At 70.7% G+C, this 24,328-nt stretch carries 22 protein-coding genes; 12 read left to right on the top strand and 10 right to left on the bottom strand.

The annotated features are described in order from the left end of the window. Positions 1-61: 61 nt before the first annotated feature. Positions 62-922 carry an SDR family NAD(P)-dependent oxidoreductase gene (locus UA75_RS24660; protein ID WP_198044205.1) on the bottom strand — a complete coding sequence of 287 codons (861 nt, stop codon included), beginning with the start codon at positions 920-922 and terminating at the stop codon, positions 62-64. 73 nt (positions 923-995) lie between these two features. On the opposite strand from UA75_RS24660, the gene UA75_RS24655 reads away from it, so the two are divergent. Continuing rightward, entirely contained in the window at positions 996-1,475 is a 480-nt protein-coding gene (locus UA75_RS24655) for a winged helix-turn-helix transcriptional regulator (protein ID WP_269466408.1), read from the top strand. Positions 1,476-1,587: 112 nt separating this feature from the next. On the opposite strand, the gene UA75_RS24650 is transcribed toward UA75_RS24655, so the two are convergent. Continuing rightward, positions 1,588-6,288 (bottom strand): AAA domain-containing protein, encoded by a 4,701-nt coding sequence (locus tag UA75_RS24650; RefSeq protein ID WP_198044204.1) that lies wholly within the window; start codon positions 6,286-6,288, stop codon positions 1,588-1,590. Positions 6,289-6,831: 543 nt separating this feature from the next. On the opposite strand from UA75_RS24650, the gene UA75_RS24645 reads away from it, so the two are divergent. From UA75_RS24645 to UA75_RS35045, 3 genes are read left to right on the top strand one after another with little or no spacing between them, the layout of a single operon-like run. Next, positions 6,832-7,314 carry a hypothetical protein gene (locus UA75_RS24645; RefSeq protein ID WP_157434417.1) on the top strand — a complete coding sequence of 161 codons (483 nt, stop codon included), beginning with the start codon at positions 6,832-6,834 and terminating at the stop codon, positions 7,312-7,314. A 27-nt stretch (positions 7,315-7,341) separates the two neighbouring features. Then, positions 7,342-7,968, top strand: a complete 627-nt coding sequence (locus UA75_RS24640; RefSeq protein WP_083690891.1) for a DUF3558 domain-containing protein — start codon at positions 7,342-7,344, stop codon at positions 7,966-7,968. A gap of 12 nt (positions 7,969-7,980) precedes the next feature. Further along, positions 7,981-9,369, top strand: coding sequence for a hypothetical protein (locus UA75_RS35045; RefSeq protein ID WP_075742290.1), 1,389 nt, complete (start codon positions 7,981-7,983; stop codon positions 9,367-9,369). A gap of 318 nt (positions 9,370-9,687) precedes the next feature. Here the strand turns inward: UA75_RS35045 and UA75_RS24630 are convergent, their stop codons facing one another. From UA75_RS24630 to UA75_RS24595, 8 genes are all read right to left on the bottom strand, one after another. Beyond that, the gene (locus tag UA75_RS24630) at positions 9,688-10,959 is read right to left on the bottom strand and encodes a dihydroorotase (protein WP_075742289.1); all 1,272 of its coding nucleotides are present in this window, start codon (positions 10,957-10,959) and stop codon (positions 9,688-9,690) included. Beyond that, entirely contained in the window at positions 10,956-11,819 is an 864-nt protein-coding gene (locus UA75_RS24625) for a dihydroorotate oxidase electron transfer subunit (RefSeq protein WP_075742288.1), read from the bottom strand. The genes UA75_RS24630 and UA75_RS24625 overlap by 4 nt, the downstream gene beginning before the upstream one ends. Beyond that, positions 11,816-13,120 (bottom strand): Zn-dependent hydrolase, encoded by a 1,305-nt coding sequence (locus UA75_RS24620; protein ID WP_075744169.1) that lies wholly within the window; start codon positions 13,118-13,120, stop codon positions 11,816-11,818. The genes UA75_RS24625 and UA75_RS24620 overlap by 4 nt, the downstream gene beginning before the upstream one ends. 38 nt (positions 13,121-13,158) lie before the next feature. After that, on the bottom strand, positions 13,159-13,605 hold the full coding sequence (locus tag UA75_RS24615) for a hypothetical protein (RefSeq protein WP_075742287.1): 447 nt from the start codon (positions 13,603-13,605) through the stop codon (positions 13,159-13,161). Between the two features lie 65 nt (positions 13,606-13,670). Next, positions 13,671-14,234: a hypothetical protein gene (locus UA75_RS24610; RefSeq protein WP_075742286.1), complete on the bottom strand. Its 564-nt coding sequence runs from the start codon at positions 14,232-14,234 to the stop codon at positions 13,671-13,673. Further along, positions 14,231-15,034, bottom strand: a complete 804-nt coding sequence (locus UA75_RS24605) for an IclR family transcriptional regulator (RefSeq protein ID WP_083683573.1) — start codon at positions 15,032-15,034, stop codon at positions 14,231-14,233. The genes UA75_RS24610 and UA75_RS24605 overlap by 4 nt, the downstream gene beginning before the upstream one ends. Next, the gene (locus tag UA75_RS24600) at positions 15,031-16,068 is read right to left on the bottom strand and encodes a dihydroorotate dehydrogenase (RefSeq protein WP_083690889.1); all 1,038 of its coding nucleotides are present in this window, start codon (positions 16,066-16,068) and stop codon (positions 15,031-15,033) included. Before UA75_RS24600 ends, UA75_RS24605 begins: the two co-directional genes overlap by 4 nt. After that, positions 16,065-16,853, bottom strand: a complete 789-nt coding sequence (locus tag UA75_RS24595) for a nucleoside phosphorylase (protein ID WP_083683570.1) — start codon at positions 16,851-16,853, stop codon at positions 16,065-16,067. Before UA75_RS24595 ends, UA75_RS24600 begins: the two co-directional genes overlap by 4 nt. Positions 16,854-17,155: 302 nt before the next feature. On the opposite strand from UA75_RS24595, the gene UA75_RS24590 reads away from it, so the two are divergent. From UA75_RS24590 to UA75_RS24555, 8 genes are all read left to right on the top strand, one after another. Continuing rightward, positions 17,156-17,953, top strand: coding sequence for an ABC transporter ATP-binding protein (locus tag UA75_RS24590; protein ID WP_232237399.1), 798 nt, complete (start codon positions 17,156-17,158; stop codon positions 17,951-17,953). Beyond that, on the top strand, positions 17,950-18,774 hold the full coding sequence (locus UA75_RS24585; RefSeq protein ID WP_075742285.1) for an ABC transporter permease: 825 nt from the start codon (positions 17,950-17,952) through the stop codon (positions 18,772-18,774). The genes UA75_RS24590 and UA75_RS24585 overlap by 4 nt, the downstream gene beginning before the upstream one ends. A gap of 56 nt (positions 18,775-18,830) precedes the next feature. After that, positions 18,831-19,871 carry an ABC transporter substrate-binding protein gene (locus UA75_RS24580; RefSeq protein WP_075742284.1) on the top strand — a complete coding sequence of 347 codons (1,041 nt, stop codon included), beginning with the start codon at positions 18,831-18,833 and terminating at the stop codon, positions 19,869-19,871. Next, positions 19,855-20,700: an ABC transporter permease gene (locus UA75_RS24575; RefSeq protein WP_083683568.1), complete on the top strand. Its 846-nt coding sequence runs from the start codon at positions 19,855-19,857 to the stop codon at positions 20,698-20,700. The genes UA75_RS24580 and UA75_RS24575 overlap by 17 nt, the downstream gene beginning before the upstream one ends. Positions 20,701-20,893: 193 nt before the next feature. Continuing rightward, entirely contained in the window at positions 20,894-21,919 is a 1,026-nt protein-coding gene (locus UA75_RS24570; RefSeq protein WP_075742282.1) for a DUF418 domain-containing protein, read from the top strand. After that, positions 21,916-22,140, top strand: coding sequence for a hypothetical protein (locus tag UA75_RS34115; protein WP_075742281.1), 225 nt, complete (start codon positions 21,916-21,918; stop codon positions 22,138-22,140). The genes UA75_RS24570 and UA75_RS34115 overlap by 4 nt, the downstream gene beginning before the upstream one ends. A gap of 34 nt (positions 22,141-22,174) precedes the next feature. Beyond that, positions 22,175-23,449 (top strand): sensor histidine kinase, encoded by a 1,275-nt coding sequence (locus tag UA75_RS24560; RefSeq protein WP_075742280.1) that lies wholly within the window; start codon positions 22,175-22,177, stop codon positions 23,447-23,449. Beyond that, positions 23,446-24,111 carry a response regulator transcription factor gene (locus tag UA75_RS24555; protein WP_075742279.1) on the top strand — a complete coding sequence of 222 codons (666 nt, stop codon included), beginning with the start codon at positions 23,446-23,448 and terminating at the stop codon, positions 24,109-24,111. The genes UA75_RS24560 and UA75_RS24555 overlap by 4 nt, the downstream gene beginning before the upstream one ends. Positions 24,112-24,328 lie beyond the last annotated feature (217 nt).

The following is a 24,328-nucleotide window of genomic DNA, read 5'->3' as shown; positions in this document are numbered from 1 at the left end:
GAACGATCCGCTCGGCGACCACGGGGAGTGTCCCCCAGACGACCCTGAGACGGCAGGCTGATCAGCTCAGGGCCTCCCCGGACCCGCGTACTCGGCCGAGCAGTGCCTCGGTGTGGGCCGCGAGCCTGCGGGCTCGTTCCGGATCGAGCGTCGGCAGGCTCGACGGCACCGTCTTGTGCCGGTCGCGCGCGGTGAGCGGCGCCTGCGGCGGCTCGTCCAGGAAGCCCAGCACCGGGGCGATCGCCTTGTCGACGGAGCGGGCCCCGACCATGGCGAGCACTCGAATCGCCGTCCTGGTCACCGGTCCGAGCACCGAGACATCGCCGCTTCGGGTGAAGCCCGGGTGATACATGACGAAACGTGCGCGGCTCTCCGCCTGCTCTGCGAAGGCGACGCCCAACAGGTCGTTCGCCCGACCTGCCTGCAGCTGAGCCTTGATCGCGTTGTACTTGCTGGTCTGCTGCAGGTCAGAGAAGTCGATCGAGCCTGCGGTGAGCCCAACCCCGGCGATGCTGACGATCACCGGGGCCTCCGCCTGCTCGAACTGGGGGCGCAGGCCGTAGGAGAGCAGATAGCGGCTCAGGTAGTAGAGCGCGAAGACGAACTCCAGGCCCTCGGCGGTCTCCTGCCGTCGTGGGCTCTGCCGGTTCGCGCACAGGACCAGCGCGTCGACTCGCCGATGATGGTCGGCGATGTTCGCGATCACCCGTTCGTTCTCGGCGATCAGGCTCAGATCGGCCCGAAGGAAGCGCAGCCTGCTCGCGTCGGCGCCTGCGGTCTCCTGGAGAGTCCGGCCCTTCGCCTCGTTGCTTCCCAACACCACCACGGTGTCACTGCGGCGGAGCCGGTCCAGCGCCACGGCACGCCCCATTCCGTCGGTGCCTCCGCTGACGACGACGGTCTTGCCGGTCGGTGCGACCACGAGATCCTCCTGAGGAATTCTGATGTGATCGCATCATCGGCAATCGTCGACGACCAGGGAAGAAGGCATTCTGATGTCAGTAACGCACACCGATGTGCCTGCTCACGAGCGATATGTGCCTGCCGAGGACGCGATGTCGGCGGCTGACGCGACGGGCGCCGCGCCGCTCCCGTGGGTCGGCGGGTTGACGGTCCCGATGGGCCCGGTGGAGCCCGCGGTGTGTCCGGTGGGCGACGTGCTGCGGCGGATCGGCGAGAAGTGGAGCGTCCTCGTCATCGTCCTGCTCGGCGATCGGCCTCGGCGGTTCAACGAGCTGCACCGTGCCGTCGACGGCATCAGCCAGCGGATGCTGACCCGTACCCTGCGCACCCTCGTCCAAGACGGGCTGGTGCACCGCGAGGTGACCCCCACGGTGCCGCCGAGCGTCGAGTACAGCCTCACCCCGCTGGGTCGCACCCTGCTCGTCCCGCTGTCGGCGCTGGCGGACTGGGCCTTCGAGCACGGCCCGGAGATCGCGGCGGCGCGCAGCCGAGGCGTCGACGACGAGGGCTGACCGGCCGCGCCCTCGGCCTGACGTCCGGTCGCCCCGCAGGCCGGGCCCCTCGTCCGCGCCCTTCGCGGGGGCGACGGGCCGACGGTGACAACCGCACCGGAGGGGTGTCCGCTCAGGTCTCGACGACCCTGACGACCCGGCTCTCGACGACCTGCCCCTCCACGATTCGGGGCGGCTCGTCGATCTCCGTCTCCCAGGCGCCGACGTCCTCGGGCTCGTCCCGCTCCCTGGCCCGTCGCCAGGTGGTGCCGCCGGGCCCGGACCGCGCCCTCGGCCCCACGTTCGGCGCGGTCTTCTGGGCGCCGCCCGGTTCCTGCGCGGCCCGGGCGGCGGCGTCCTGGTGAGCGGCCGAATCCAGCTCGGGGTCTGCTTCGGCGCTTGCGCTCCGGTCGGACTCCGTGCCTGCGGCGGGGGCGGGTTCGCCGCTCGCGCCGTCCGACGGGACCGGCCCGAACGGGGTGATCCCGAGCCGCTCCAGCTTCGCCCACAGCGGTTGCAGGGCGACCACCGGATCGAGATGGTAAGTGGACTCCCTGACCCGCCAGAACCGCCAGCCGCAGCGCTTCAACTCCTGTTCCCGATGCAGGTCGGACCGGCGCTGCTCCGGTGTCGAGTGGAAGGCGTCGCCGTCGCACTCCACCGCGAGCCTGCCTGCGGGACCGGTCACGACCAGATCGATCCGCTTCCCGTTGGTCTCCACCTGTGGGGTGACGTGGAAGCCCCTGGCCGCGAGGTCGAGATACACGCGCTGCTCGAAAAGCGAGTCGAAGGCGCGATGTCGATCGGTCCGGTCGACGTCGGCGAGCATCTCCTGCAGCGGCACCGATCCCGTCGACTCCACGTAGGTCAACAGGGAGCGTCGCAGGTCGACGCTCCGCAGCCGCTCCGAGGTGACGGAGTGGAACAGCCAGAGCTGGTCCTGCGCCCTCGTCGCGGCCACGTTGAACCGCTGCTGGAACTCCCGACGGGTCAGTGCCTTGAACCGCTGCTCCGGCGCGACCACCATCGACAGCCAGACGACATGACGTTCGTCGCCCTGGAAGTCCGGCGGAGTGCCCACTCGGAGCTGTCGCTCCTCGAAGTCCTCGGCGTCGACCCGGTCCAGCAGCATCGTGTTGATCAGCTCGGCCTGCGCGTGACCCTGCAACGCGATGACGCCGAAGGTCCGCCCCGCGTAGGCGGGGTCCTGCAGACACGCCACCACCGAGTCCACGACCGCCTCGGCCTCCGGCCGGTTGATCAGGCGCTGACCGGTGCCCTCGACCTGTCCGTTCTCCACGTGGGTGGACCGCAGCGGCGGAAGTCGGTCGGCGCCGAACTGCCGCACCGGCTCCAGCGGGGCGTCCTGGTAGAACTCGTTCGACGACCAGTCGACGATCTCCGGCATGGAGCGGAAGTGCTCCCGCAGCCGGATGACCTGGCTGAAGCGAGTCCGCAGCAGGGAGAACGCACTCGAGCGCGGCGTGAACTCGGTACGGAGGTAGTGCGGGAGATCCGGCAGCTCGGCGTCCAGCCGCTCGAAGACGGCGTCCAGCGCGCCGCTGCCGACCTCCGACGGCGTGCACTGCCGGTCGTCGCCGACCACGATCACCCTGGGCGCCAGCCACAGCAGGAAGAGACTGGTGATGCTCACCTGACTGGCCTCGTCGATGATCACCACGTCGAAGGAGTCCGGCTGCGCGGGCACCGAGTCGAGGACCTGCCGGATCGGCATCACCCAGGCGGGCACGGCGGCCTGCGAGATCTGCATGGCCTCGCGCGCCGACCGGCGATACCGCTCGGTGTACCTGCCGGTCCCCCTACCCACGCTGCCCATCGCCGATCGATACGACCGCAGCGCCTGTGCCTGGTGTTCGGTCATCCGACCGAGACAGGCCTGCCAGGCGCGGGCGGCGACCAGCCGGGTGGTCACCAGGGCGAGGTCCTGGTCGGCGGCGGTGAGCCCGTTCTCCAGCTCGGTCTCTCTGCCGGGGGTGGTCTGCCGGTCGATCCAGCTCCGCGCGCACGCCCGCGCCCAACCCGGCTCCCAACTCGACAGCCGATCGGTCCAGGCGGGGTCGCGCGGCGCGTCGCGCAACCGGGTGAAGAGCACCGGTGCGGAGTCGCGCAGCCGGTGGGACAGCTCGTCGCAGCGGAGCTGGGCGGCCTGCTGCTCCCGCGCCGCCGACAGCGCCCGCCTGGCGACGGCATAGCCCTCGGCGTCGACATCGGAGAGCGCCCGGCCCAGCCTGGTCAGCTCCGGCGGGCGCTGATCGGCCGGGACGGCGGCCGCGAGTCGCTCCACCGCCTCGTCGAGTTCGAGCCGGGCGGCCGCCCCACGTCGATGCTCGGCCACGGCCAGCACTGTGTCGCAGGTCCGCCGCACCCCGGCCAGGCTGTCCAGCCGGGGCCGCCGGACGACTGGGATGCCGCTCAGCAGGTCGATGAGATCGTTCCTGGCGCTCAGCAGCGCGCTGAGCCGCAGACAGGCGGTGCGCAGATGCAGGAGTCGCTGCACGGCGGCACCGGGCTCGGTGGGCACGACCAGGGTGAGCCCGATGGGGACGAAGGCGGCAGTGATCTCCTGCACGATCGCCAGCAGCCGCAGGTAGGCGGCGGCGATGCTCGCGGTGCGGGCGTCGGACACCGGTTCGCCCTTGACCAGGACCGAGGCGGCGTACTGCTCGACGGTCTTCTGCTCGTTGCTGCGCAGCAGCCGCTTGGGGCGGTTGCCCGCGCCGAGATGCTCGGCCCAGCGCTCGAACGCCGGTCCTGCGGTGAAGGGATCGACGCCCTCGGTGATCTGCACGGGCACGAAGTCGAGTCGCCGTTCGGCCTCCTCGGCCTTCTCGACGAGCGCCAGTCGCTCGGCGGCCCGCTGCCAGCCGTGCAGCGAGGTCCCGCTGAGCAGGGGGTCCACCTGCTCCAGCGCCCATTCTCGATCGGCGGGCAGCCTGTCCAGCTCGGCCCAGGCGTCCATGACCCGCTGACAGACCGGGCCGAGCCGGTCCAGCCGGTCGTCGTCGAGGGTGCCGAGGGTCTCGACCAGCGCCCCGGTCTCGCCGGTCTTCGCGGCCCGGCCGATCTCGACGAGATCGGACAGCTCCGCCACTCGCGCGTCGGCGGGCAGCATGTCCGCAGGCGGGAACTGCTGGGTGCGTCGCGACTCCCGCGTCGGATCGGCGGTGGCGAACAGGTCGATCAGCTCGCGCAGCTCGCCGGTGCTCAGCGGGGGCGGCCCCTCGGCGGGGCCGGGGACCCAGCGCACCCACTCGGGATCGGCGGTCAGCGTCCTGGCTATCGCGGCCAGGGTCCCGCGATAGCCAGGCGCGACCTCGGGATGTTCGAACAGCTCGGACTCCCGCAGCGCGCGGATCTGGTCGAGCAGGTCGGCACGGTGGCGGCGTAAGGCCTCTCGGAGGAAGGTCAGCTCCTCGATCTCGCTTGCCGACGCCTGCGGGTCGTGGTCGCTCTTGCGGCCCGCGATGGTGTTGACACTCCGGTCGAAGGCGGCGTCTCCGCGCGCGGTGTCGCCGGTGAGCGCGACGCAGAGATCCTGGATCTCCGGCGGCAGCTTGTCCCGCAGTACCCGCAGTGCCTGGTTCTTCTCGCTGGTCACCAGGACCCGCTGTCCCCTGGCGAGCAGGGCGCTCACCAGGTTGGCGATGGTGTGGGTCTTGCCGGTGCCGGGCGGACCCTCCACCACCACGCCGTCATCACGGGACAGACCGTCGATGATCTTGCGCTGCTCCGCGTTGGCGGGCAGCGGGAACAGCGGCTCCTCGACGGGATCGGACACCGGCGCGGCCGACTCGCCGAACCAGGTCACCCGATCCTCGGTCTCGATCGGCTCGATCAACTGCGCCAGTCCCAGCGGGATCGGCGTCATGGGATCGTCGATCGCCCGGGTGATGCGGTGGTAGTACTCCTGAAGCGCGAACGCACCGCGTCTGCGGGCCAGCAGGGCGGGGGCCAATGACAGCAGCGGGGCCTGCCCGGTGGGCGGCTCCCACCTGTCGGACACGGACACCTCGATCTGCGCGGCCTGCTCTGCCCAGGACCGCAGGAACTCCGGCAGTGCCGGATCGAGCACCGAGCCGACTCCGGCGACGAGCTGATGCCGCAGCACCGGATCGCGGGTCTGGTCGAACCACCTCTCGCCGTGCAGGACCTCGTCGGCCTCCAGCCGGACCGGCGTCTCGACGTCGAGAGTGCACAGCAGGTCGCCGGTCTCCTGATCCCGCTCGATGCGGACCGGCTGGCTGAGCAGGTGGATGTGCAGCGGCGGCTCGTCCTCGACGCCGGGCAGGTGCAGCAGGCCGCCCGCGAGCACCAGTTCGATGGACTCCGGCTGGTCGTTGCTCAGCTGGTGCAGCTCGAACAGTCGAATGTGGAGCTGCCGCACCGCCTCCCGACTCGCCCACGGCCGCCAGGTGCGCTCCAACCACTTCACGAAGCCGAGCGGGACCTCTGGTGCCTGCGAGATCGGCACCGCCGCGGCCGAACCCGGCGGCCTGCCCTGCGAATGCAGCGTCGGCTCCGGCGGTGTCAACCCGGACGGAAGGGGCCGCTGCACCCACCCCTGGAGGTCGTCCGGCGTCGGCGGCTCAGGCTGCTGCGCGGTGTTGGGCACCCGCAGCAGCACCCCGCCCGGTCCGGCGTCGACGGCGACGGTGACGCCGCCGATGTCGCGGATCTGCTCCAGCCACAGCAGTCTCGGATGTCGATCGACATGGCGGACGGGTTGGGATCGGGCGATGGAGAGACGACGCATGAAGGCCATCAGCCGGGAGACCTTGTCGCGTAGGGCAGGGTCGTTCCGTCGATTGAGCAATGAGGTCATCCTCGAAAGCCGTGAGCTGATCGCGATGTGCGCGGACTGCTCGGTAAGCAGGACCGGCGGGCGATCGTCGAAGGAGACAGGGCCGGGCCTGCCGGTCGGTCGGTCGGTCACCCGTTCGGCGGAACAATGATCACGCAGGTGCTACAAGCTGGTCAAGGGTCGGCTGCGATGGTAGAGGGCTGTGGGAGACGCCCGGCCGTCGGCGGGTGTTGGCGGTGGCTTCGCGACCGCCGTCTGCTCCCTTGACGACGGTGATCAGGCCGCTTCGTGTGCTGGTCGTCTCCGGTGATCGATCGCCGTCGGTGGCCGGTGGCGCGGCCGCTTGTCGTCGGTTGGTGATCCAGGGTTCGACCTGGTCGTGGTCGTCGGTCTCGTCATGGTGAGCCACGGTGCCCCCGGTCGTGCGGTGGGTCGGTCGCAGCGTCGCGTCGGCTTGATCACGGCAGGCTGGTGCGGTGTCCGGGGGAAGGGGAAAGTGATCTCCGTTGCGTTCTGGCGGATCACTCACTTGATTCACAGACGGTGGTGCGCTTCGTGGCTAAGCTGTGGCACAGCGTGAGGCCGGAGGGGTGGGACCCCGTCGGCGGGAGGGGGATGGACGTGGCGGACGCCTATGAGCTCGATCCGGAGAAGCTGCCCCAGGCGATAGCCGACCTGGAAGAGGCGTATATGGCGGCGCAGAGTCTGCGGAACCGGGTAGACCAGCTCATGGAGATCAAACCAGGTAATGGCTCCGATGAAGTCAGCATAAATGCGGCAGTGCAACTCAACCGCATCGTAATCGACGAATCGATCGGATCCCTGGCGAAAACTCAGCGGGAGATGGTGGATGCCATTGGAGAGACGCGAGACAAGTTTAAGATAATGCTGGCGGACTACCTGGATCTTGAAGACGTAAATCAACTTCCCGATTACGATCTCCCGGCTGCCGAGCTGCCCCAGGTCTCAAACTACTGGGAGCGTCAAGCTGAGCGAAACGGTCAGCGTAGTCCAGGCGGCGGCCCAACTGCAGTATGATCAACACTACCGGTGAATGGAAAATAAATGAAAGCCAGCGTTGGTCGAGTCTTGGTTGGTGCAGCCTTGATTTTCCTGGTGTCGGTCGCGTGTAGCTCGGAAGTCGATGGACAGGCATCGCCGCATGGCACAGATCCATCGACCGGCACCGAATCTGCAGGTGATATTGGTGTGCCGAGTTCATCGGCAGACGATGACCCGCTGGCTCCTGCGGTCGCCAATCCGAAGGACGCAACGACACTGGAGATATGTGAGCTGGTTCCACACGATGTCGCCGTTGCTGCTGGCTTCGCTCCAGAAGGAGTGTTGGACAGCGGTGGGCTTCTTGACGCCTGCGTCTGGGCTGCCGAAGAAGATCGGACCGCCGGTGTCAGCGTGGAGGTAAATGACTCCAGTGGCGGTTTGTCGAATATCTATGGTCAGCGTGATCAGTATGCTGACTTCCGAGAGTTCGAGATCGCCGGTCATCCTGCATTGCAGGCGACACGCGCCGTGTGGGGCGACGGATACTGTGGGATATTCATTGGGCTGTCTGATGACCAGTACCTGTCGTTCCGTTCATCCCGAGGGCTTGATCAGCCGGACACCATGAATCCCTGTGAACAAGCAGTTCGCTTGGCTGAGGCTGTGGTCCCGGGCATTCCGGAAGCGTGAGGGTGGAAACTTGTGAATGGCAACACGGAGCGCCTTGGAACGACGAACGCGAATTTCGAGGGCAGAACTGCGCACCAGCTGCGCGAGCAGCTGGATGCGCAGGGGCACGGTGGTGACTTCAACGAGGCGTTCCGCCAATGGAGCGATGTCGCCGCCGACTTCGATCGGATCGGGGAGTACCTCGACACGGCGATCAAGAAGGCGGCCGCCGCCCACACCGGGACGGCCGCCGATGCCTCACAGGCTGCGGTCACGCCGCTCGCCGAGTACACCCGACAGGCGCGGGAACAGGCATTGGCGATCGGCAGCACCGTCTCGGTGCAAGGCCTCGCCCACCGGAGCGTCCGCTGGGACACACCGGAGAACCCCGCTGCCGGACCGCCCGCCAAGGAGGGTTTCGAGAGTTTCCTGCCTTCCGAATGGACCGGACACTCCGATCGGGTCGACGTCTATGAGGAGGAGAACCGAGTCGCTCGCCAGGCGATGTCCGCCTACCAGGACGAGTCCAACGCGCGTCTGCAGAGCATCCCGGCCTTCGCTCCGCCGCCGCCTGCCGACTACGCATTGGGCAGTGATGCGATCGCGACTCCGCTGGAGAACGGCGATCCGTCGCTGAGCCCGAGTTCTCCTGGGGGTGGGAACGACGGCGGGCCGGGTGGTGGCTGGACGTCGCCGAACAACGCGCTCCCCGCTGGACCTGATGGTTCTGGCGGCTCCGGCGGCAGCGGCTCCGGCTTCGGCGGCGGCTCGGGAGGCATCGCCGGCCCCGACGGTTCCAATGGCGGTGGATCACGGCCCGGCGGATACGGACCGGCGCCCGCGCCGGGCATCGGCACGGATTCGAACGCCCCTGGCGGCGGCCCGAGCGTTCCCGTCGCACCCGGCGGCAACCTTCCCCATCCCGGCGGCTACCCACCCGGTGGACCACCGCCTGGTCAAGGCGGTTTCGCCCCGGGTGGCGGGTTCGGCGGTCCTGGAGTTCCGGGTGGCGGACGAGCGGGTGGACCTGGTGGGCCTCCTGGCGGCCGGCCTGGCGGTTTCGGCCCGGGCGGGGGCCCCGGCGGCAGGGTGCCCGGTGGCCTCAACGGGGGGCGGATGCCGGGTGGTTTCGGCCCGGGTGCTGGTTTCGGGCCTGGTGGTCCCGGTAGTCCCGGCGGTGGTTTCGGTCCTGGCGGGCCGAGCGGTGTCGGCGGTTCCTCGGGTGGCCGACTGCCCGGCGGCGGGTTCGGCCCGGCAGGCGGCGGTGCGGCAGGCGGTGCGGGCATGGCAGGCGGCGGCGCGGGTGGGCGTGGCGGCGACGGCGAGGAAGACAAGGAACACCAGCGCGCGGACTATCTGCTGGAGGACGCCGATGTCTTCGGTGACGACCGCAAGGTGGCCCCGCCGGTCTTCGGCGCCTGAGAGACAGCCGGACACCGTAGCCGCAGATCGTCGGGCGGCCGCCGGGTGACGACTCGCGCCCTGCGGCACCGAGACCGCCTTCCTCGTTCGGCGCGCGCAGGATCGTCGGAGGCCGTCTCCTCGCCGGACGCCGGTCTGGCTCGCCTGGTGGTCGGCGGGACGCCGTCCCGTGAGGCGTGTCGACCTCGCGGCGGCAGCGCCTGCGGTGCCGCCGCAGCCGCGCAAGTCCGAGGCGGGCGTGACCTCGCCGAGACTCCGCCCGCAGGGTCGGAATCCGGCCTGTCGTCCGCCCCGGACGGCTGAAGCCTCGCGGTGGGTTCAGTCGGCCGAGAAGGTGATTCGCCCCGCACAGACCGTCAACGTCACCCGGTGCGCGAAGACGCGGCCGATGAACGGAGAGTTCCGGGAGGCGCTGCGTGTCTCGTCCGCCCGCACTTCCCACGGCGTGTCCGAGGCGACCAGGCAGAAGCTCGCGGTTTCGCCCACGGCAGGCGGGCGGCCCGCGCGGTCGGCGATGTCGCCGATGACAGCGGGTCGGTGCGAGAGGACGCGGGCGACGCCCGTCCAGTCCACTCCGGACTCCTCGGTGAACACCTCGGCGACCACGGCCAACGCGGTCTCCAGACCGGTCAGGCCGAAGGCCGCCGCCGCCCACGCACCACGCTTGCGGTGGTCGGGATGGGGAGCGTGATCGGTGGCGACGACGTCGATGACGCCCTCGCGGAGTGCCTGCCGCAACAGCGGCGGCACGGCGGGCGGGCGTAGCGGCGGATTGACCTTCACCGAGGGGTCGGCGGTGGCGCAGGCGTCCGTGTCGAGCAGCAGGTGGTGGGGCGTCACCTCGGCCGTGACGCGGGCGCCGCGTCGCCGTGCCCAGTCCAGCACCGCGAGGGTGCCGGGGGAGGAGACGTGGCAGACGTGCAGCGGTGCGTCGTGCTCCATCGCCAGCAGGACGTCCCTGGCCACCACGATGTCCTCGGCGACCATCGGCCACGGGGTCAGCCCGAGTGCGCCCGCGATGCTCGCATCGATCTGGCCGCCTGCCGCCAGCGCCTCGCTCTGGGCGTGCTGGGCGAGGACGCCGCCCAGCGGCCCGAGCCGTCGCAGGGCCTGATCGACCAGACGCGTGTCGTCGACGCAGTGGCCGTCGTCGGAGAACATCCGCACGCCTGCGGCTCGCAGCGCCGCCAGATCGGTGAGCCGGTCGCCGCCGAGCCCGACCGTCACGGCGGCGACCGGGTGCACCCGGGTCGAGGCGCCGTCGGCGAGGTCGGCGAGCTGCTCCACGCGGGCGACGGTGTCGGTGACCGGCGAGGTGTTGGCCATGGCGAACACGTCGGTGAAGCCGCCCGCCGCTGCGGACGCCGTACCGGAGCGGACGGTCTCGGCGTCCTCCCCGCCCGGCTCTCGGAGGTGGGTGTGCAGGTCGACCAGGCCGGGCAGCAGCACTGCGTCCCGACCGTCGATCTCCCCGGCCCCCAGCGGGCCCGTCGACGGCTCCCCGATCGCACTGATCCGCCCGGCGGTGACCTCGACGTCCACGGCCGGCCCGCCCAACGGCCGTACTCGACGTAGTCGCAGGCTCGTCACGTCCGCTCCCCGTCGGTCAGCGCGAAGACCGGGCCGTCGGCGCAGATGAGCGGGCTCTCGCCCTCGGTGGTGGCTGCGGCGCTCGCGCAGCCGTGGCAGTAGCCCAGTCCGCAGGCCATGTGCGCCTCCAGGGAGACCTGCACCGTCGAGCCCCAGCGGGCCGCCAGCTCGCCGCAGAGCCGCGCGAGCCGATCCGATCCACAGACCATGATCTGCTGCGGCGGGCGCTCGTCGAGCAGCGTGCGCAGTCTGCTCGCCAGGCGGTCGACGTCGCTCGTCCCCGCCTCGTCCGTCACGGTGACCGCCTCGGTGATGCCCAGCTCCGCCAGGTCCGCGCCGCCCACCAGGGCCTCCTCGGTCCTGGCGCTGAGGACGCCGGTCACCGCGACCTCGTGTCGCACCGCTTCCTCGACCACCGTCATGATCGAGCAGACGCCGATGCCGCGTCCGACCACGAGCAGTCGATCCGTCTCCGGCGACAGCGTGAATCCCTGCCCCAGCGGGCCGGTGATCAGCAGCGACTCGCCGGGGCGGACGGCGGTCAGCGCCCGCGTGCCCGCACCGCCCGCCCGGTAGACGATCTCGAAGGAGTCGTCGGATGCCCGTCTGCGATGCACGGCCATCGGCCTGGGCAGCACCGAGCGGGCCGCCACCCCTGCCGGGATCGTGACCATCACGAACTGGCCGGCCCGAGTGCGTTCGGAGATCGTCGGAGAGCGGAGGACCAGCCGGTGATGCGCGTCCCCGAGATGCTCGTGGCGCAGCACCGCGCACTCGTCCCAGGTCGGCGTCGGCCGCGTCGCCTCGGGCAGGGCAGCGATCCGGTCCACGATTCCCCGGGGGGTCACGGGGCCCGTCATGATCCGCCGTCCTGGGCGGGTCCTGGTTCGAGGCCGTCTGCCGAGTCCATGCCGAGGACCGCCTCGGCGAGTACGGCGGTGCCCTCGACGATCTGCTCCACCGACGTCCACTCGGCGGGGGTGTGACTGAGACCGTCGCGGCTCGGCACGAAGAGCATCCCGGCAGGCACGACGCGGTTGACCATCTGGCTGTCGTGGCTGGCCCCGCTGGGCATGACGCGATACGCCGTCCCGGTGCGCTCCGCCGCGCCGATGAGCTGCGCCCGCAGCCCGGCGGGCAGGACGACGGGGGAGGTGTCGGCCAGCAGACGATGCGAGAAGCCGACGCCGCGCCGGACGGCCACACCCGCCGCATGGTCGAGGAACTCGCGGACGGTGGCCCGTTGCCGGACGCTGTCGACGTCGCGGACGTCCACGCCGAGGACGACCGAGCCGGGGATGGTCGTCAGCGCGCCCGGCAGCACCGTCAGCCGTCCGACCGTGGCCCTGGTGCCGTGATGCCGGGAGTCCCAGGCCAACGACTCCGCCGCCAGCACCAGTTCGGCGGCCGCCGCGAGGGCGTCCGACCGCAGGTGCATCGGCGTTCCGCCGGTGTGCGAGGCCACCCCGCTCAGCGTGATTTCCAGCCGGGTGCTGCCGGAGATCACGTCGACGATCCCCAACGGCAGGTCCGAGGACTCCAGCACGCTGCCTTGCTCGATGTGCAGTTCGAGGAAGGCCAGCCAGTCGGCGGCGTCCCACCGGGCCTCGGCGGCGCGGTCCGGGGCCAGCCCGACCGAGCGCATCGCCTCGGCCATCGTGGTCCCCTCGTGATCGGTGAGCCGATCAAGGTCGGCCGAGTCGGTCAGCCCGGCGACGATGCGGCTGCCGGTGCAGGCCTGGCCGAAGCGGGCGCCCTCCTCGGCGGCGAAGACGACCACGCGATAGGGGTGACGGAGTCGGATGTCGGATTCGGCCAGCAGCCGGGCCACCTCCACGGCGGCGACCACGCCCGCGATGCCGTCGAAGCGCCCGCCCGACGGGACGCTGTCCAGGTGGGACCCGCTGCCGATCGCAGGCGCCCCGGCCACGGAGCCCGGCAGCTCGGCGATCGTGTTGCCTGCGACGTCGGTGTGCACCCGGCAGCCCAGCGCCGCCAGTTCCTCGGCGGCGTACCGGTGCGCCGCCCGTTCCAGCTCCGTGAAGGCCAGCCTGGTCACGCCAGGTCCCGGCTCGCTCAGCGTCGCGAAATGCTCGAGGTCGGCGCGAATACGATCGGCTCGGGGGGCCAGGCGACGAGGCGTGCCGGTCGGCTCGCTCACTGCTTCGACGGCCGCCGTGGCAGGCGGCCCGACGGGGGTCACGACCGCTCCGATGCTGCGGCCAGCTCGTCGGACCGGACGGCGACCACGGTCGCGACGACCTCGCCGCCGCCGCGGGTCGTGATCGCGGTGAGCGGTCCCAGATCGTGTCGATCGTCCTCGGTCGCGAACACCACGCCGAGTCGTGCCCCGTGCAGACGGTGCGCCGCGACGATCACCTGGCCGAGATCCTCGTACACCGTCACCCGCGCCACGCCGAGTTCCCGCGCCGCGATGTGGCTCAGCACGGCGTCGCGGGCGTCGTCCCAGGCGACGACGAGGTCCACCGCGTGGCTGCGCAGTTCGGCGGCCGCGATCCGGCCGAGCCGCTCGGCTGCGGCGGGCGAGCGCGAGAGGTCCAGCGTGGCGCCGGTCTGATCCTCGGCGGTGTCGATCAGCTCGCGCGCCGCGGCCACGACGTCGGCGCGTGGGATGGGACTGTTCATCGGTTCTCTCCCTCGTACGGCGGCGCGATCTGTGGTGGGGATCGCGATACGGGCGGTTCTCGCGGTCAGCTCAGCGCGTGGAGGAGGGTCGACCAGCGCGCGACGGTGAGGCGCTGCCGGGCGACCCAGCTCTCCAGTTCGAACCTCGCGGGGGCGGGGACCGCTCCGATCAGCGCGACGGTCTCGAGCCCGTGCACCTCGCCGAGGATCACGACAGGCGCGTCGGCGGCCGATGGCGCCTGCTCGGTGCCGGTCGACGTCGGCGAACCGATCGCCGCCCCCGTGCCCAGCACCGCGAAGGGGAGACCGGTGTGCAGCGAGACGGCCGTGGCCAGTGCGGCGTCCGCCGGTCGCGGGGCGATGACGCGATCGACGGATCGGGGCAGCTCGCGCGCCAGCACCTCGGCGGCGCGGCGCAGCAGCGAGGGCCGGACCACCCAGCCGGGGTCGTCGAGGGTGCGGGCCAGGGTCTGCTCCGGGGTGGGGCCCGGGACGACGGCCGTGGCGAGCAGGTCTGCCCGGAGTTCGGTCAGGTCGAGCCCGTCTGATCCGCCGTGCGCGCCTGCGCCGGACCCGGCAGGTCCGATGGCGACGCGGGTCGGGGCGTCCGGTGCCGTTCGGGTGCTCATTGCCGTCCTCTCTCCATAGCCAGTGCCTCCTCGTCCGACCAGCCGAGGCCGAGCGACAGCTCCCTGGCCGTGCGCAGGGTGATCTCGATGGCGCGGGTCCTGGCCAACGGACTGGTCATCCGGGAGGACGCCGCCGCCAGGGTGACGCTGGATGTGACCGTCTGGTCGGCGGCGATCACCGGAGCGGCCACCGCCCACACGTTCCGATCGAGTTCGTCGGAGCAGACGTCGTACCCCTGTGCCCGCACCGTCTTCAGGTGGGCCATCACCTCGTCGACGGTGCGCGGGGTGTCGGTGGTGAAGCCGGTCAGGGTGGTCGACTCCAGTAAGGATCGAACGAGGTCCTCCGGCAGGAAGGCGAGGATCGATCGGCTCGCCGCCGCCGCGTGCAGTGGCATCTCCTGGCCGATGCGGACGAACAGCCGGAGCGGGTGGCGGGCCTCCACCAGCGCGACGCACACCGGTTCCCGTCCGATCATCTCGGTGGCGAAGACGGTCTCGCCGCTCTCGGCCGCCGCCGAGGCCAGTGCGGGCGGCGGCGCGACCAGGCTGCTTCCGCCGCCTGCGGCGAAGCCGCCCAGCTTCCGTGCGGCCGGGCCGAGGAAGTACCGCTTGTTCACGGGCGATCGGCTGACGAAGTACCGATCCACCAGCGTCGCGAGCAGCCGGTGCAGGCTGCCCAGCGGGATGCCCAGCTCCTCGTGCAGGTCTTGGAGGGTCTTCCCTCGGTCCGATTCGGTGAGCGACGTGAGTACGTCGAGTGCTCTCACGACGACCTGCATGGGCTTGTCGGCGGTCATCTGCGCCCCAGTCCTTGGACGTAGTCGGTGAGCCGTGTCGCGCCCGCCGCCCTGGTCATGGCGGCGAGCTCACGGATGATCTCCACCATGATGTAGGGCTTCGTGAAGTGAGCGGTGCCGATCTGGACGGCTGCGGCGCCCACTTCGAGGAAGTCGAGGGCGTCGTGGGCCGTCTCGATGCCGCCGCAGCCGATGACGGGGATGTCGACGGCCTGTGCCGCGGTCCAGGCGAGCCGGAGTGCGAGGGGCTTCACGGCCGGTCCGGACACGCCGCCGACCCGGTTGCCGAGCACGGGACGTCGGGTGTGTCGGTCGAGGACCATGCCGGGAAAGGAGTTGGCGACGGTCAGCCCGGCCGCGCCTGCCTCCTCGGCGGCGCGGGCCACCTCCTCGATGGAGGACACCATCGGGGTCAGCTTGACCAGCACGGGCACGTCGACGCGGGCCACGACTCCGGCGACCACCGCGGCGACCGCCGCCGGATCGGTCCCGATCTCCAGGCCGCCGCCCTCCAGGTTCGGGCAGGAGACGTTCACCTCGACGGCCTCGAACCGGCCGGGCGGCTCCGCCGTTCCCGTGTCGCCCTCCGCGTCGGTCAGCTCCTCCGCCACGGTCAGGTACTCCGCGACCGTCAGGCCGCCGAGACTGACCACGACGGGCACGCCGAGCGCCCGGTACCGGGGCAGCACGTCGCGGAGGAACGTCGGGGTGCCCAGGCTGGGGATGCCGACGCTGTTGATCATCCCCGTGCTGGTCTCGGTGAGTCGGTGGGCCGGGTTCCCGCCACGCCGCCCGGAGAAGACCGTCTTGGTGACGCTTGCGCCGACCTCGTGCATCGGGACCAGCGGCGCGAGTTCGGGGCCGAAGCAGCCGGAGGCGGGCATGACCGGATTGCGCAGCCGCAGCGGCCCGAGGTCCACCGACATGTCGACGTCGAGCGCAGCGGCATCGGCGAAGAACCGGTCGCGCGCGTCGCCGTGGTGCCCGGCGACGCCGTCCTCATCGGGCAGGACGTGTGCGGGGGAAGCACTCATCGGGCCTCCGTCGGAGCCCGGCCCAGCTCGCCTGCTGCGGTCACGGCGACGCGCAGCATCCGGAGCTGCGCGGGCTCGTAGTCCTCCAGCCACTGGTCGGTGGCTCGGGAGGCATGGGCGACGAGGATGCCGCCGACCCGGAGTCCGAGTGCGGCGCCGACGACGAGCACCGTCTCGCACTCCATGTCCATGCCGTCCACCGACCGGGACTCGATCTCGGCCAGCCGGGCGGCGGCTCGACCTTCCAGGCCGGGGACGGGCCTGCCCTCGCCGACGTAGTAGGAGTCGCAGGAGATCACGCCGATGTCGTGCGGGGTCTCCCCTGCGGAGGCCGCGGCGGCGCGCAGCGCCGCGCTCACCTCGGGCGAGGACTGTGCGGGCGTGGCCGGATCGGCGTAGCACGCGGCGGCGCCGCCGTCCCGTACCGCCGTGGTCACCACGCACAGGTCGCCGGGGGCGATGTGCGCGGCGAGCGCGCCCATGCCGCCGGTCCGGATGACGGTGTGGACGCCCAGCCTGGCCAGCTCGACGAGCGCGATCTCGGTCGACGGTCCGCCGATGCCGGTCGAGCACACCGCGACCTCGACGGCGCCGACGCGGCCGACACCGAGGCGGAACTCCCGGTTCTGGCCGAGCAGCCGGAAGTCGTCGAGCACCTGACCGGCGCGGTCCACTCGAGCCGGGTCGCCCGGAAGCAGACAGATCGCGGGCAGGCCCTCCTCCGAGGAGATCGGGAGGTGCGGGGGCCTGCCGTTCAGCCAGGGATCAGCGGCACTCCGAGTCACCGGTCATCCTTCCGTCAGATGGAAGAGCATTGTTCAGATCGCACAGTCTGCGGGTGGTCGAGGTCTGGAGTCAACCGCTCCCGACTCGTTCTTCTCCGTGACGGATCGCATACATTCCGCTCTGATCAGCCAAGACGTCGCGAGTATGTCGGAGATCCACCTCACGTGGCTGCGGGCATCTCGCCGGATCTAATTTCGGGCAAACACTTCCGTAACGCGGAAGCAATGCCTATCGTCGACGCTCAATCAGCACCGAACGCGATTTGTGACCAGGTTTTGCGACGATCCCCTGGAGCTGCACCGTGACGCACAACGCCTATGCGAGCCCACCGCCCTCGTCGCCCGACACCGGGCGCGGCCTGCTGGCGGTCCGGGGCGTCAGCAAGGACTACACGAGCCTGCACGGCGAGACCGTGCACGCACTCGACGACGTCAACCTCACGGTCGACGAGGGCGAGATCATCGCGATCATCGGCCCGTCCGGCTGCGGCAAGTCCACTCTGCTGCGCATGCTCGCCGGACTCGACGACGACTACGACGGCGAGATCGTCTGGGAACGGCCGCCCCGGCCCGGACGGGACATCGGCTTCGTGTTCCAGGAGCCCGCGCTGCTGCCCTGGCGCACGGTCGAGCGCAACGTGCGCCTGGGCATCGAGGTGCAGAAGGAACGGCTCGACCGGGCCGACGAGCGGGTCGCCACCCTGCTGGAACTCGTCGGACTCAGCGGCTTCGCCAAGTCCTTCCCCAAGGAGCTGTCCGGCGGGATGCGGCAACGGGTCGCGATCGTGCGTGCCCTGGCCTACGACCCGAGGATTCTGCTGATGGACGAGCCCTTCGGCGCGCTCGACGCCATCACCAGGGACCGCCTGCACGACGACATCCTGCGCATCTGGGAGGAGACCAGGAAGACGATCGTGTTCGTCACGCACAGCGTGGAGGAGGCCGCCTACCTGGCCGACCGCGTCGTGGTGATGTCGCCTCGGCCGGGACGGCTGCAGGCGGTGCACGACGTGCCGCTGGACCGGAACCGGTCCGCTGCCACCCGTGAGCTTCCCGAGTTCGCCCGCTTCGTCGGCATGCTGCGAGGTGAGCTGCGATGACCGCGGTTCGACAGCGCATCGCGGCCCCGCAGCGCAGGGCACGAGTCCGACGACCCGGCCCCCCGGTGAAGCGGTCCCCTGCGCGGCGCGTCGCCGTCGGCCTCGGGTATCTCGCGGTCGTCCTGCTGCTCTGGCAGCTCTACGTCACCGTCGCGGACGTGCCCGCCTACCTGCTGCCCGGACCGACGGCCGTCCTGGCCTCGATCGGCGGCCTGATGACGAGCGGCGAGCTGTGGCCGCACCTCTTCTACACCCTGCGCAACATCGTCATCGGCCTGGCGGCGGGCGTGGTCATCGGCTCGTTGCTGGGCTGGCTGCTCAGCTCCTTCCGCACCGTGCGGATGGTGCTCGCGCCGTACGTGGTGATCCTCCAGGCCGCACCCAAGATCGCGCTGGCGCCGCTGCTGGTGCTGTGGTTCGGCCTCGGTCTCGGTTCGCAGCTCACCCTGATCGTGCTGCTCGCCTTCTTCCCGATGATGATCGCGATGATGCTCGGGCTCGGTGAGGTCACCGACGAGCAGCGTGCCCTCGGGCGGGTCCTGGATCTCGGTCCTGGGCGCTTCTTCACCGTCATCCAGCTCCCCACCGCCCTGCCCGCCCTGTTCTCCGGGGCCAGGATCGCCGTCGTCGACGCCATGACCGGCGCCTTTCTCGCCGAGTACATCTCGGCGCAGCAGGGCCTCGGCTTCCTGATGGTGCAGGGCCGCAGCACCTACGACACCCCGCAGCTCCTGGCGGCGGTGGTCCTCACCGTGATCGTCGGACTCACCGGATTCGCCCTCGTTGCGGCGTGGGAGAAGCGAGCGCTGCCATGGCGATGACCGCACCGTCGTCGCGACCTGCCGGGCCGTCGCGACCTGCCGAAAGGACCCGACCGATGCACCTTCCTCGACTCGGCGCGCGCGTCGTGGCCGCGCTCGGCGTCGTCGCCGCGCTGGCGGTCGGCGCGTGCAGTCCCGCCGCGATGCTGCGGGACTCCTCGCTGGCGGGCGGGGGTGACACGACCGCCGTCACGATTCAGATCGACGGCTCGGCGGTGCCCTACTACGCCCCGTTGTACGCGGCGGTCGAGCAGGGCTACTTCGCCGACGAGGGGCTGGACGTCGAGTTCAGCTACGCCAACGGCGCGGACATCGTGCAGAACGTCGCGGCGGGCAACGTCGACTTCGGCTTCCCCAACGCCGACTCGGTGATCACCGCCCGCGCGAACGGCGTCCGAACCTCCGTCGTGCACACCACCTACCAGCGCGGCATCGGCGCGCTGCTGTTCGACAACGCCTCCGGGATCTCCTCGCCCGCCGACCTGGCGGGTCGCTCGGTGGCGGTCACGGACCTGGGCAGCCCGAACTATGCGCAGCTGCAGGCCATGCTCGCCCGAGAGGGGCTGAGCCTGGACGACGTCCAGCTACGCACCATCGGGACCGGCGCGATCGTCCAGGCGTTGCAGAACGGCGAGGTCGACGCGATCGCCTTCTCGCGACTCCGCTACTTCGCGCTGCGGACGGCGGGAGTGGACGTCGGACAGATCCTCAGCGACGAGTACCTGCCGTCCTTCGGGAACGTCCTGATCACCGGGCCGGAGACGGCCTCGCTGCGGCCGCAGGTGGCGGGCGGCTTCGCCCGTGCGCTCGACGCGGGCATCCAGCACACGATCGACAACGTCGAGGAGACCGTCGACATGGCGATCGAGAAGTACGCGCCGACCTTCGAGGGACAGAACGCGGAGATCGCCGACGTCGTGCGGGAGGTCTTCGTCGCCGAGTTGTGGCAGTCCGATCAGACGAGGGAGCACGGCCTCGGCCACGGCGACCTGGACCGGTGGCAGGCCGCCATCGACTCCCAGGCGGAGTTCGGCCTGATCGAGGAGACCTTCGACGCCGCCGACCTGGTGAGGAACGCAGATGACATCGACAAGTGACCGCGTCGACGATCGGCTGACGAAGCGGAGCGGCGGCCGGTCCGGCCGCAGCGGGCCCGCGCGCGACGCCCATCACGGCGGACCTGCTCCGGTGCTCGTCGGCGCCCTGTCCCTGGCAGGCGGCGTCGCACTGTGGTGGCTGATCGCCGCGTTCTCCGGCGTCCCAGACCACATGCTTCCGACGCCCGGAGCACTGCTGACGAGGACCGTCTCCCTCTGGCAGACGGGCGGCCTGGCGATCCACCTGCTGGAGACGCTGGCCGAGGTGCTCCAGGGCGTGGTCATCGGCGGGGTGATCGGCGTCCTGATCGCCGTGCTGTTCGTCCGGGTCCAGTGGGTGGAGCGCCTGCTCATGCCCGTCATCGTCGTGGTGCAGGTGACGCCGAAGATCTCCATCGCCCCGCTGATCGTGCTGTGGCTGGGGCTCGGCATCGGATCGAAGATCACTCTGATCGCCCTGGTGACCTTCTACCCGATCCTGATCACCATGGTCACCAGGCTGCGGGGCATGTCGGAGTCCCTGCACGACCTGGCCGACGTGCTCGACATCGGCGGAACCCGCCGACTGCTGACCATCGAGCTGCCCTACAGCCTCCCCGCGATCGCCGCCGGGCTGCGCGTCGGCGTGCTCCAGGCCGTCACCGCCGCCGTCATCGGTGAGTTCATCGGTGCCACCGCAGGGCTTGGCTACCTGGAGAAGCAGGCGCAGGACAACGACGACGTCCAGGTCGTGATGATCTGTCTGATCCTGCTGTGCCTGATCGGCTGGCTGCTCTATTCACTGGTCGGACTGCTGGAACGCCGACTGACCCGGCGTTTCGGCGGCTGAGCCTCGGCCGAGTCGCTGCCGTGGTCGCGTCGGAGCCTGCGCGCCGACGTCGGACGGTCGGCGACCACGGCAGCGGCGCAGGGACTCCTCCTGCGGGTGGAGAAGGCGGTCGAGTCTTCTCCCCCGTAGGGCCCGCCCGGGTCCGGCCTCGCAGGCGATGCGGGCTGTGCTCGTCAGCGGCACGATATCGGTCATGTCGAACACACCCGGGCCGACGCAGCCCGGCCGCCGGATCGACGCGGTGGACGCGCTACGGGGTTTCGCACTCTGCGGGATCATCTTCATCAACATCCCGCAGACGCTGGACATGCTGCCGGATCTCTCCTCCGCGCCCGACGGGCTGCGTGTCTTCGTCCTCGGCCGGTTCTACCCGATCTTCTTCCTGCTGTTCGGCGTCGGCTTCGGACTGTTCCTCCGCTCGGCTGCCCGGCGCAGCGACCGACCTCGCGTCCTGTTGATCCGTCGTCTCCTGGCACTGGCCGTGGCCGGCGCGGCACACCATCTGATGCAACCGGGGGAGGTGCTGTTGCCCTTCGCGATCACCGGTCTGGTGGTCCTGCTGCCCTTGAGCTTCGCGACGGCGAGGCTTTCGCTCGTCCTGGGGCTGCTCCTCACCGCTGTGGGGCTCCTTGCCGGTGTCGGCGGGCTCGCCCTGCTGCCGGGGCTGTTCGCCCTGGGTTTCGCGATGGCCACACTTGGCACTGCCGAACAACTGCCGAGCCGCACCGGCACGCTAGCCGGGGCGGCGGCGGTGTTCGCCGTGATCGCCGGGGCCTCTTACTGGCTCGTGGTGGGCGTCGTGCCCGCCGTGGTCGGCCAGCGACTCGGCCTGGTGTTCTCGCTGACGATGTCCCTGGCCTATGCCTCGCTGTTCCTGCTGCTGTTGCGCACCCCGGTAGGGCCGGTGCTCTCCGGACTGTTCGCCCCGCTCGGCAGGCTCGCGCTCACCAACTATCTCTCCGCGACCGTGCTCTTCGTGACGTTCGGCGCGCTGCTAGGCCTGCGTGGCTCCGACGACTGGGGCACGGCCGCGCTGCTGGGCACGGCCATCCTGGTCGTGCAAGCGGTGTGGAGTCCGCTGTGGCTGCGTAGCTTCCGCTACGGTCCGCTGGAGTGGGCTTGGCGCTGTGTCACCTACTGGCGGCTGCTGCCCATCCGGCCCGCCGTCTCCTCGGACGTCGACGAGATCCGGCCGCGGACAGACGTCGGCGCAGCATGAGAAGGCACGGCGGCAACGCAGCCGAGGCCCGGCGCGGCTCGGCGTCCGGTCACGGGGATCGGACCTGGACCTGCGTCGTCGAGGTGGACGGCTACGGTCGTCGTGCCGATGACCGGGTGGGCGGCGGGACGCCGTGCCGCACCCGGCACAGTGGTGGCCGTGCCCCACACCGCTCCGAGCCCGGTGAGCCCGCCGTCGAGCTGCGCGCCCAGTTCGCGTGATCCACACACTCCCGCTCGAACCGGAACGGCGCCGATGCCGATGATCGACTTCCTGCGCTGGCCGGGGAGCCTCGGCGGGCATACGCCGTGGGGTCGGGACACGGCGGCGGCCGTCGTGGCGATCGTGCTGGTCCTGGTGGTGCGCACGGTGTTCGGTCTGGTCACCGGCGGGGGGACCTTTCCCGGTTCGTGGCCGTTGTTCGTGGTGGCGAACCTGCCGACGGTCGCGGATCTGGCGACGATCGCGATCCGTCGGCGGGCTCCTCGCATCGCGTTGGGGCTGGCGACGGCCGTGGTATTGGCGAGCTCGGCGCTGCCGACGGCATTCGCCGGGACGGGCATCGGTGTGCTGGTGTGCGCCTATTCAGCGGGGACGCTGCTGTCTCGGCGGAGCGCTCTCACCAGTCTGATCGGGTTCGGTCTTGTCCACGCGGTCGGCGGCGCGATCACAGTGTCACTCGGCGGCAGTCTGTCGACTCTGATCACGTTCCTGGGAAACGATGGCAGCACGCCGACCGACCTGGTCCTCGCGTCGCTGCTCGCCTACGGCCTTCCTGGCCTGTTCGGCCTGTACATCCAGACCCGCCGTGTCTACATCGCCGAACTTGCAGCCAGGCTCGAGCGGTCGGACGCCGAGCGGGAGCTGCGAGCCTGGGAGGCCGTCGCCGAAGAGCGCCGTCGGATCGCTCGCGAACTGCACGACGTCGCCGCACACGACCTGTCGGCCATCGTCGTGCAGGCAGGCGCGACGGACCGGCTCGTCGAACGAGATCCGGCGAAGGCGAGGGAGTCGCTGCGGGCGATCCGCGCCCAAGGCAGGGAGACACTGACGGCGCTGCGGGGTCTGGCGGGCATCATGCGAGCCTCTGGACCACACGAGTCCGAGGACCCGGCGGAGCTTGCGCCGCAGCCGACCGTGTCCAGACTTGCGGACCTGATCGCCGTTGCCCGGCGGGCGGGGATGACGGTGGAGTCCACCACCGAGGGCGAGCCGGTGCCGCTGTCTACCGTGGTCGATCTGGCCGCCTACCGCCTCGTGCAGGAGGCACTGACCAACGCACGGCGGCACGCGCCGGGCGCGGCGGTGTCGGTGCTGCTTCGATACTCCGGAGCCGAGCTGCGTGTCGTGGTCCGCAACGGACCCGGCACCGAGCCCGTGGTACTGCCCTCGGTGAGTGACGGGCACGGCCTGGTGGGGATGCGCGAGCGGGTGGCCCATGCGGGCGGCAGGCTGTCGGCGGGCCGGACGGCGGCCGGAGAATGGCAGATCGACGCACGTCTGCCGTTCGGCGAATCGGGGGTGACATGACCCTTCGGGTGGTGCTGGCCGACGACCAGGCTGTGGTCCGCGCGGGATTTCGCACGATCTTGGAGGCCGAGCCGGACATCGTCGTGGTCGGTGAGGCGAGCGACGGCAGGCAGGCGATCGACGCGGCTCGAACGCTGCGTCCCGACCTGGTCCTGATGGACGTGCGGATGCCGCGCCTCGACGGGATCGCGGCCACCCGCGAGCTGGTGGGGGAGACCGGCATCCCGGTCCTGATCGTGACGACCTTCGACCTCGACGAGTACGTCTTCGCCGCACTGCGGGCAGGCGCGAGCGGTTTCCTGCTCAAGGACGTCGAACCCGACGACCTGGTGGCGGCCGTTCGCGTCGTGGCATCGGGGGAGGGACTGGTGGCCTCGCGGGTGACCCGCAGGCTGATCGCGGAGTTCGCCCGATCTCTGCCTGCACCCCAGCCTGCGCCGCCGCCGACGGAGTTGACCACGCGCGAGTACGAGACTCTGCTGCTGGTCGCCAAGGGTCTGTCCAACGCGGAGATCGCCGAGCAGCTCGTGGTGAGCCCGTCGACGATCAAGACCCACGTCGGCAGCCTGCTCGCCAAGCTCGGCGGTCGTGATCGCGTGCAGGCCGTGATCTATGCCTACGAACGGGGGATCATCACCCCGGGTGCGGGGGAGACGAGATGACGCAGCGGCGCGCGCCGGATCTGGCGTGTGCGCCGCCCGGCAGGCGTGCAGCCACCCCGGTCCGTACCCGCCCGGACCTCAGCGTGTGACGTCTGCGTACAGCCAGCCGCCGGGTGCGCCGGGGCGGCCACCAACAGCACGCGTTCTCCCGGACGAGGGAGCTGCAGCTTGGGCACGAGACTCTGCATCGCCAGCTGCCGGTCTCCGGGAGCCCGAC

The organism is Actinoalloteichus sp. GBA129-24 (assembly GCF_001941645.1).
Classification (GTDB): Bacteria; Actinomycetota; Actinomycetes; order Mycobacteriales; family Pseudonocardiaceae; genus Actinoalloteichus_A; species Actinoalloteichus_A fjordicus.
Note: the sequence above shows the minus strand (reverse complement) of the source record. Positions and strands in the feature narration are given on the sequence as shown.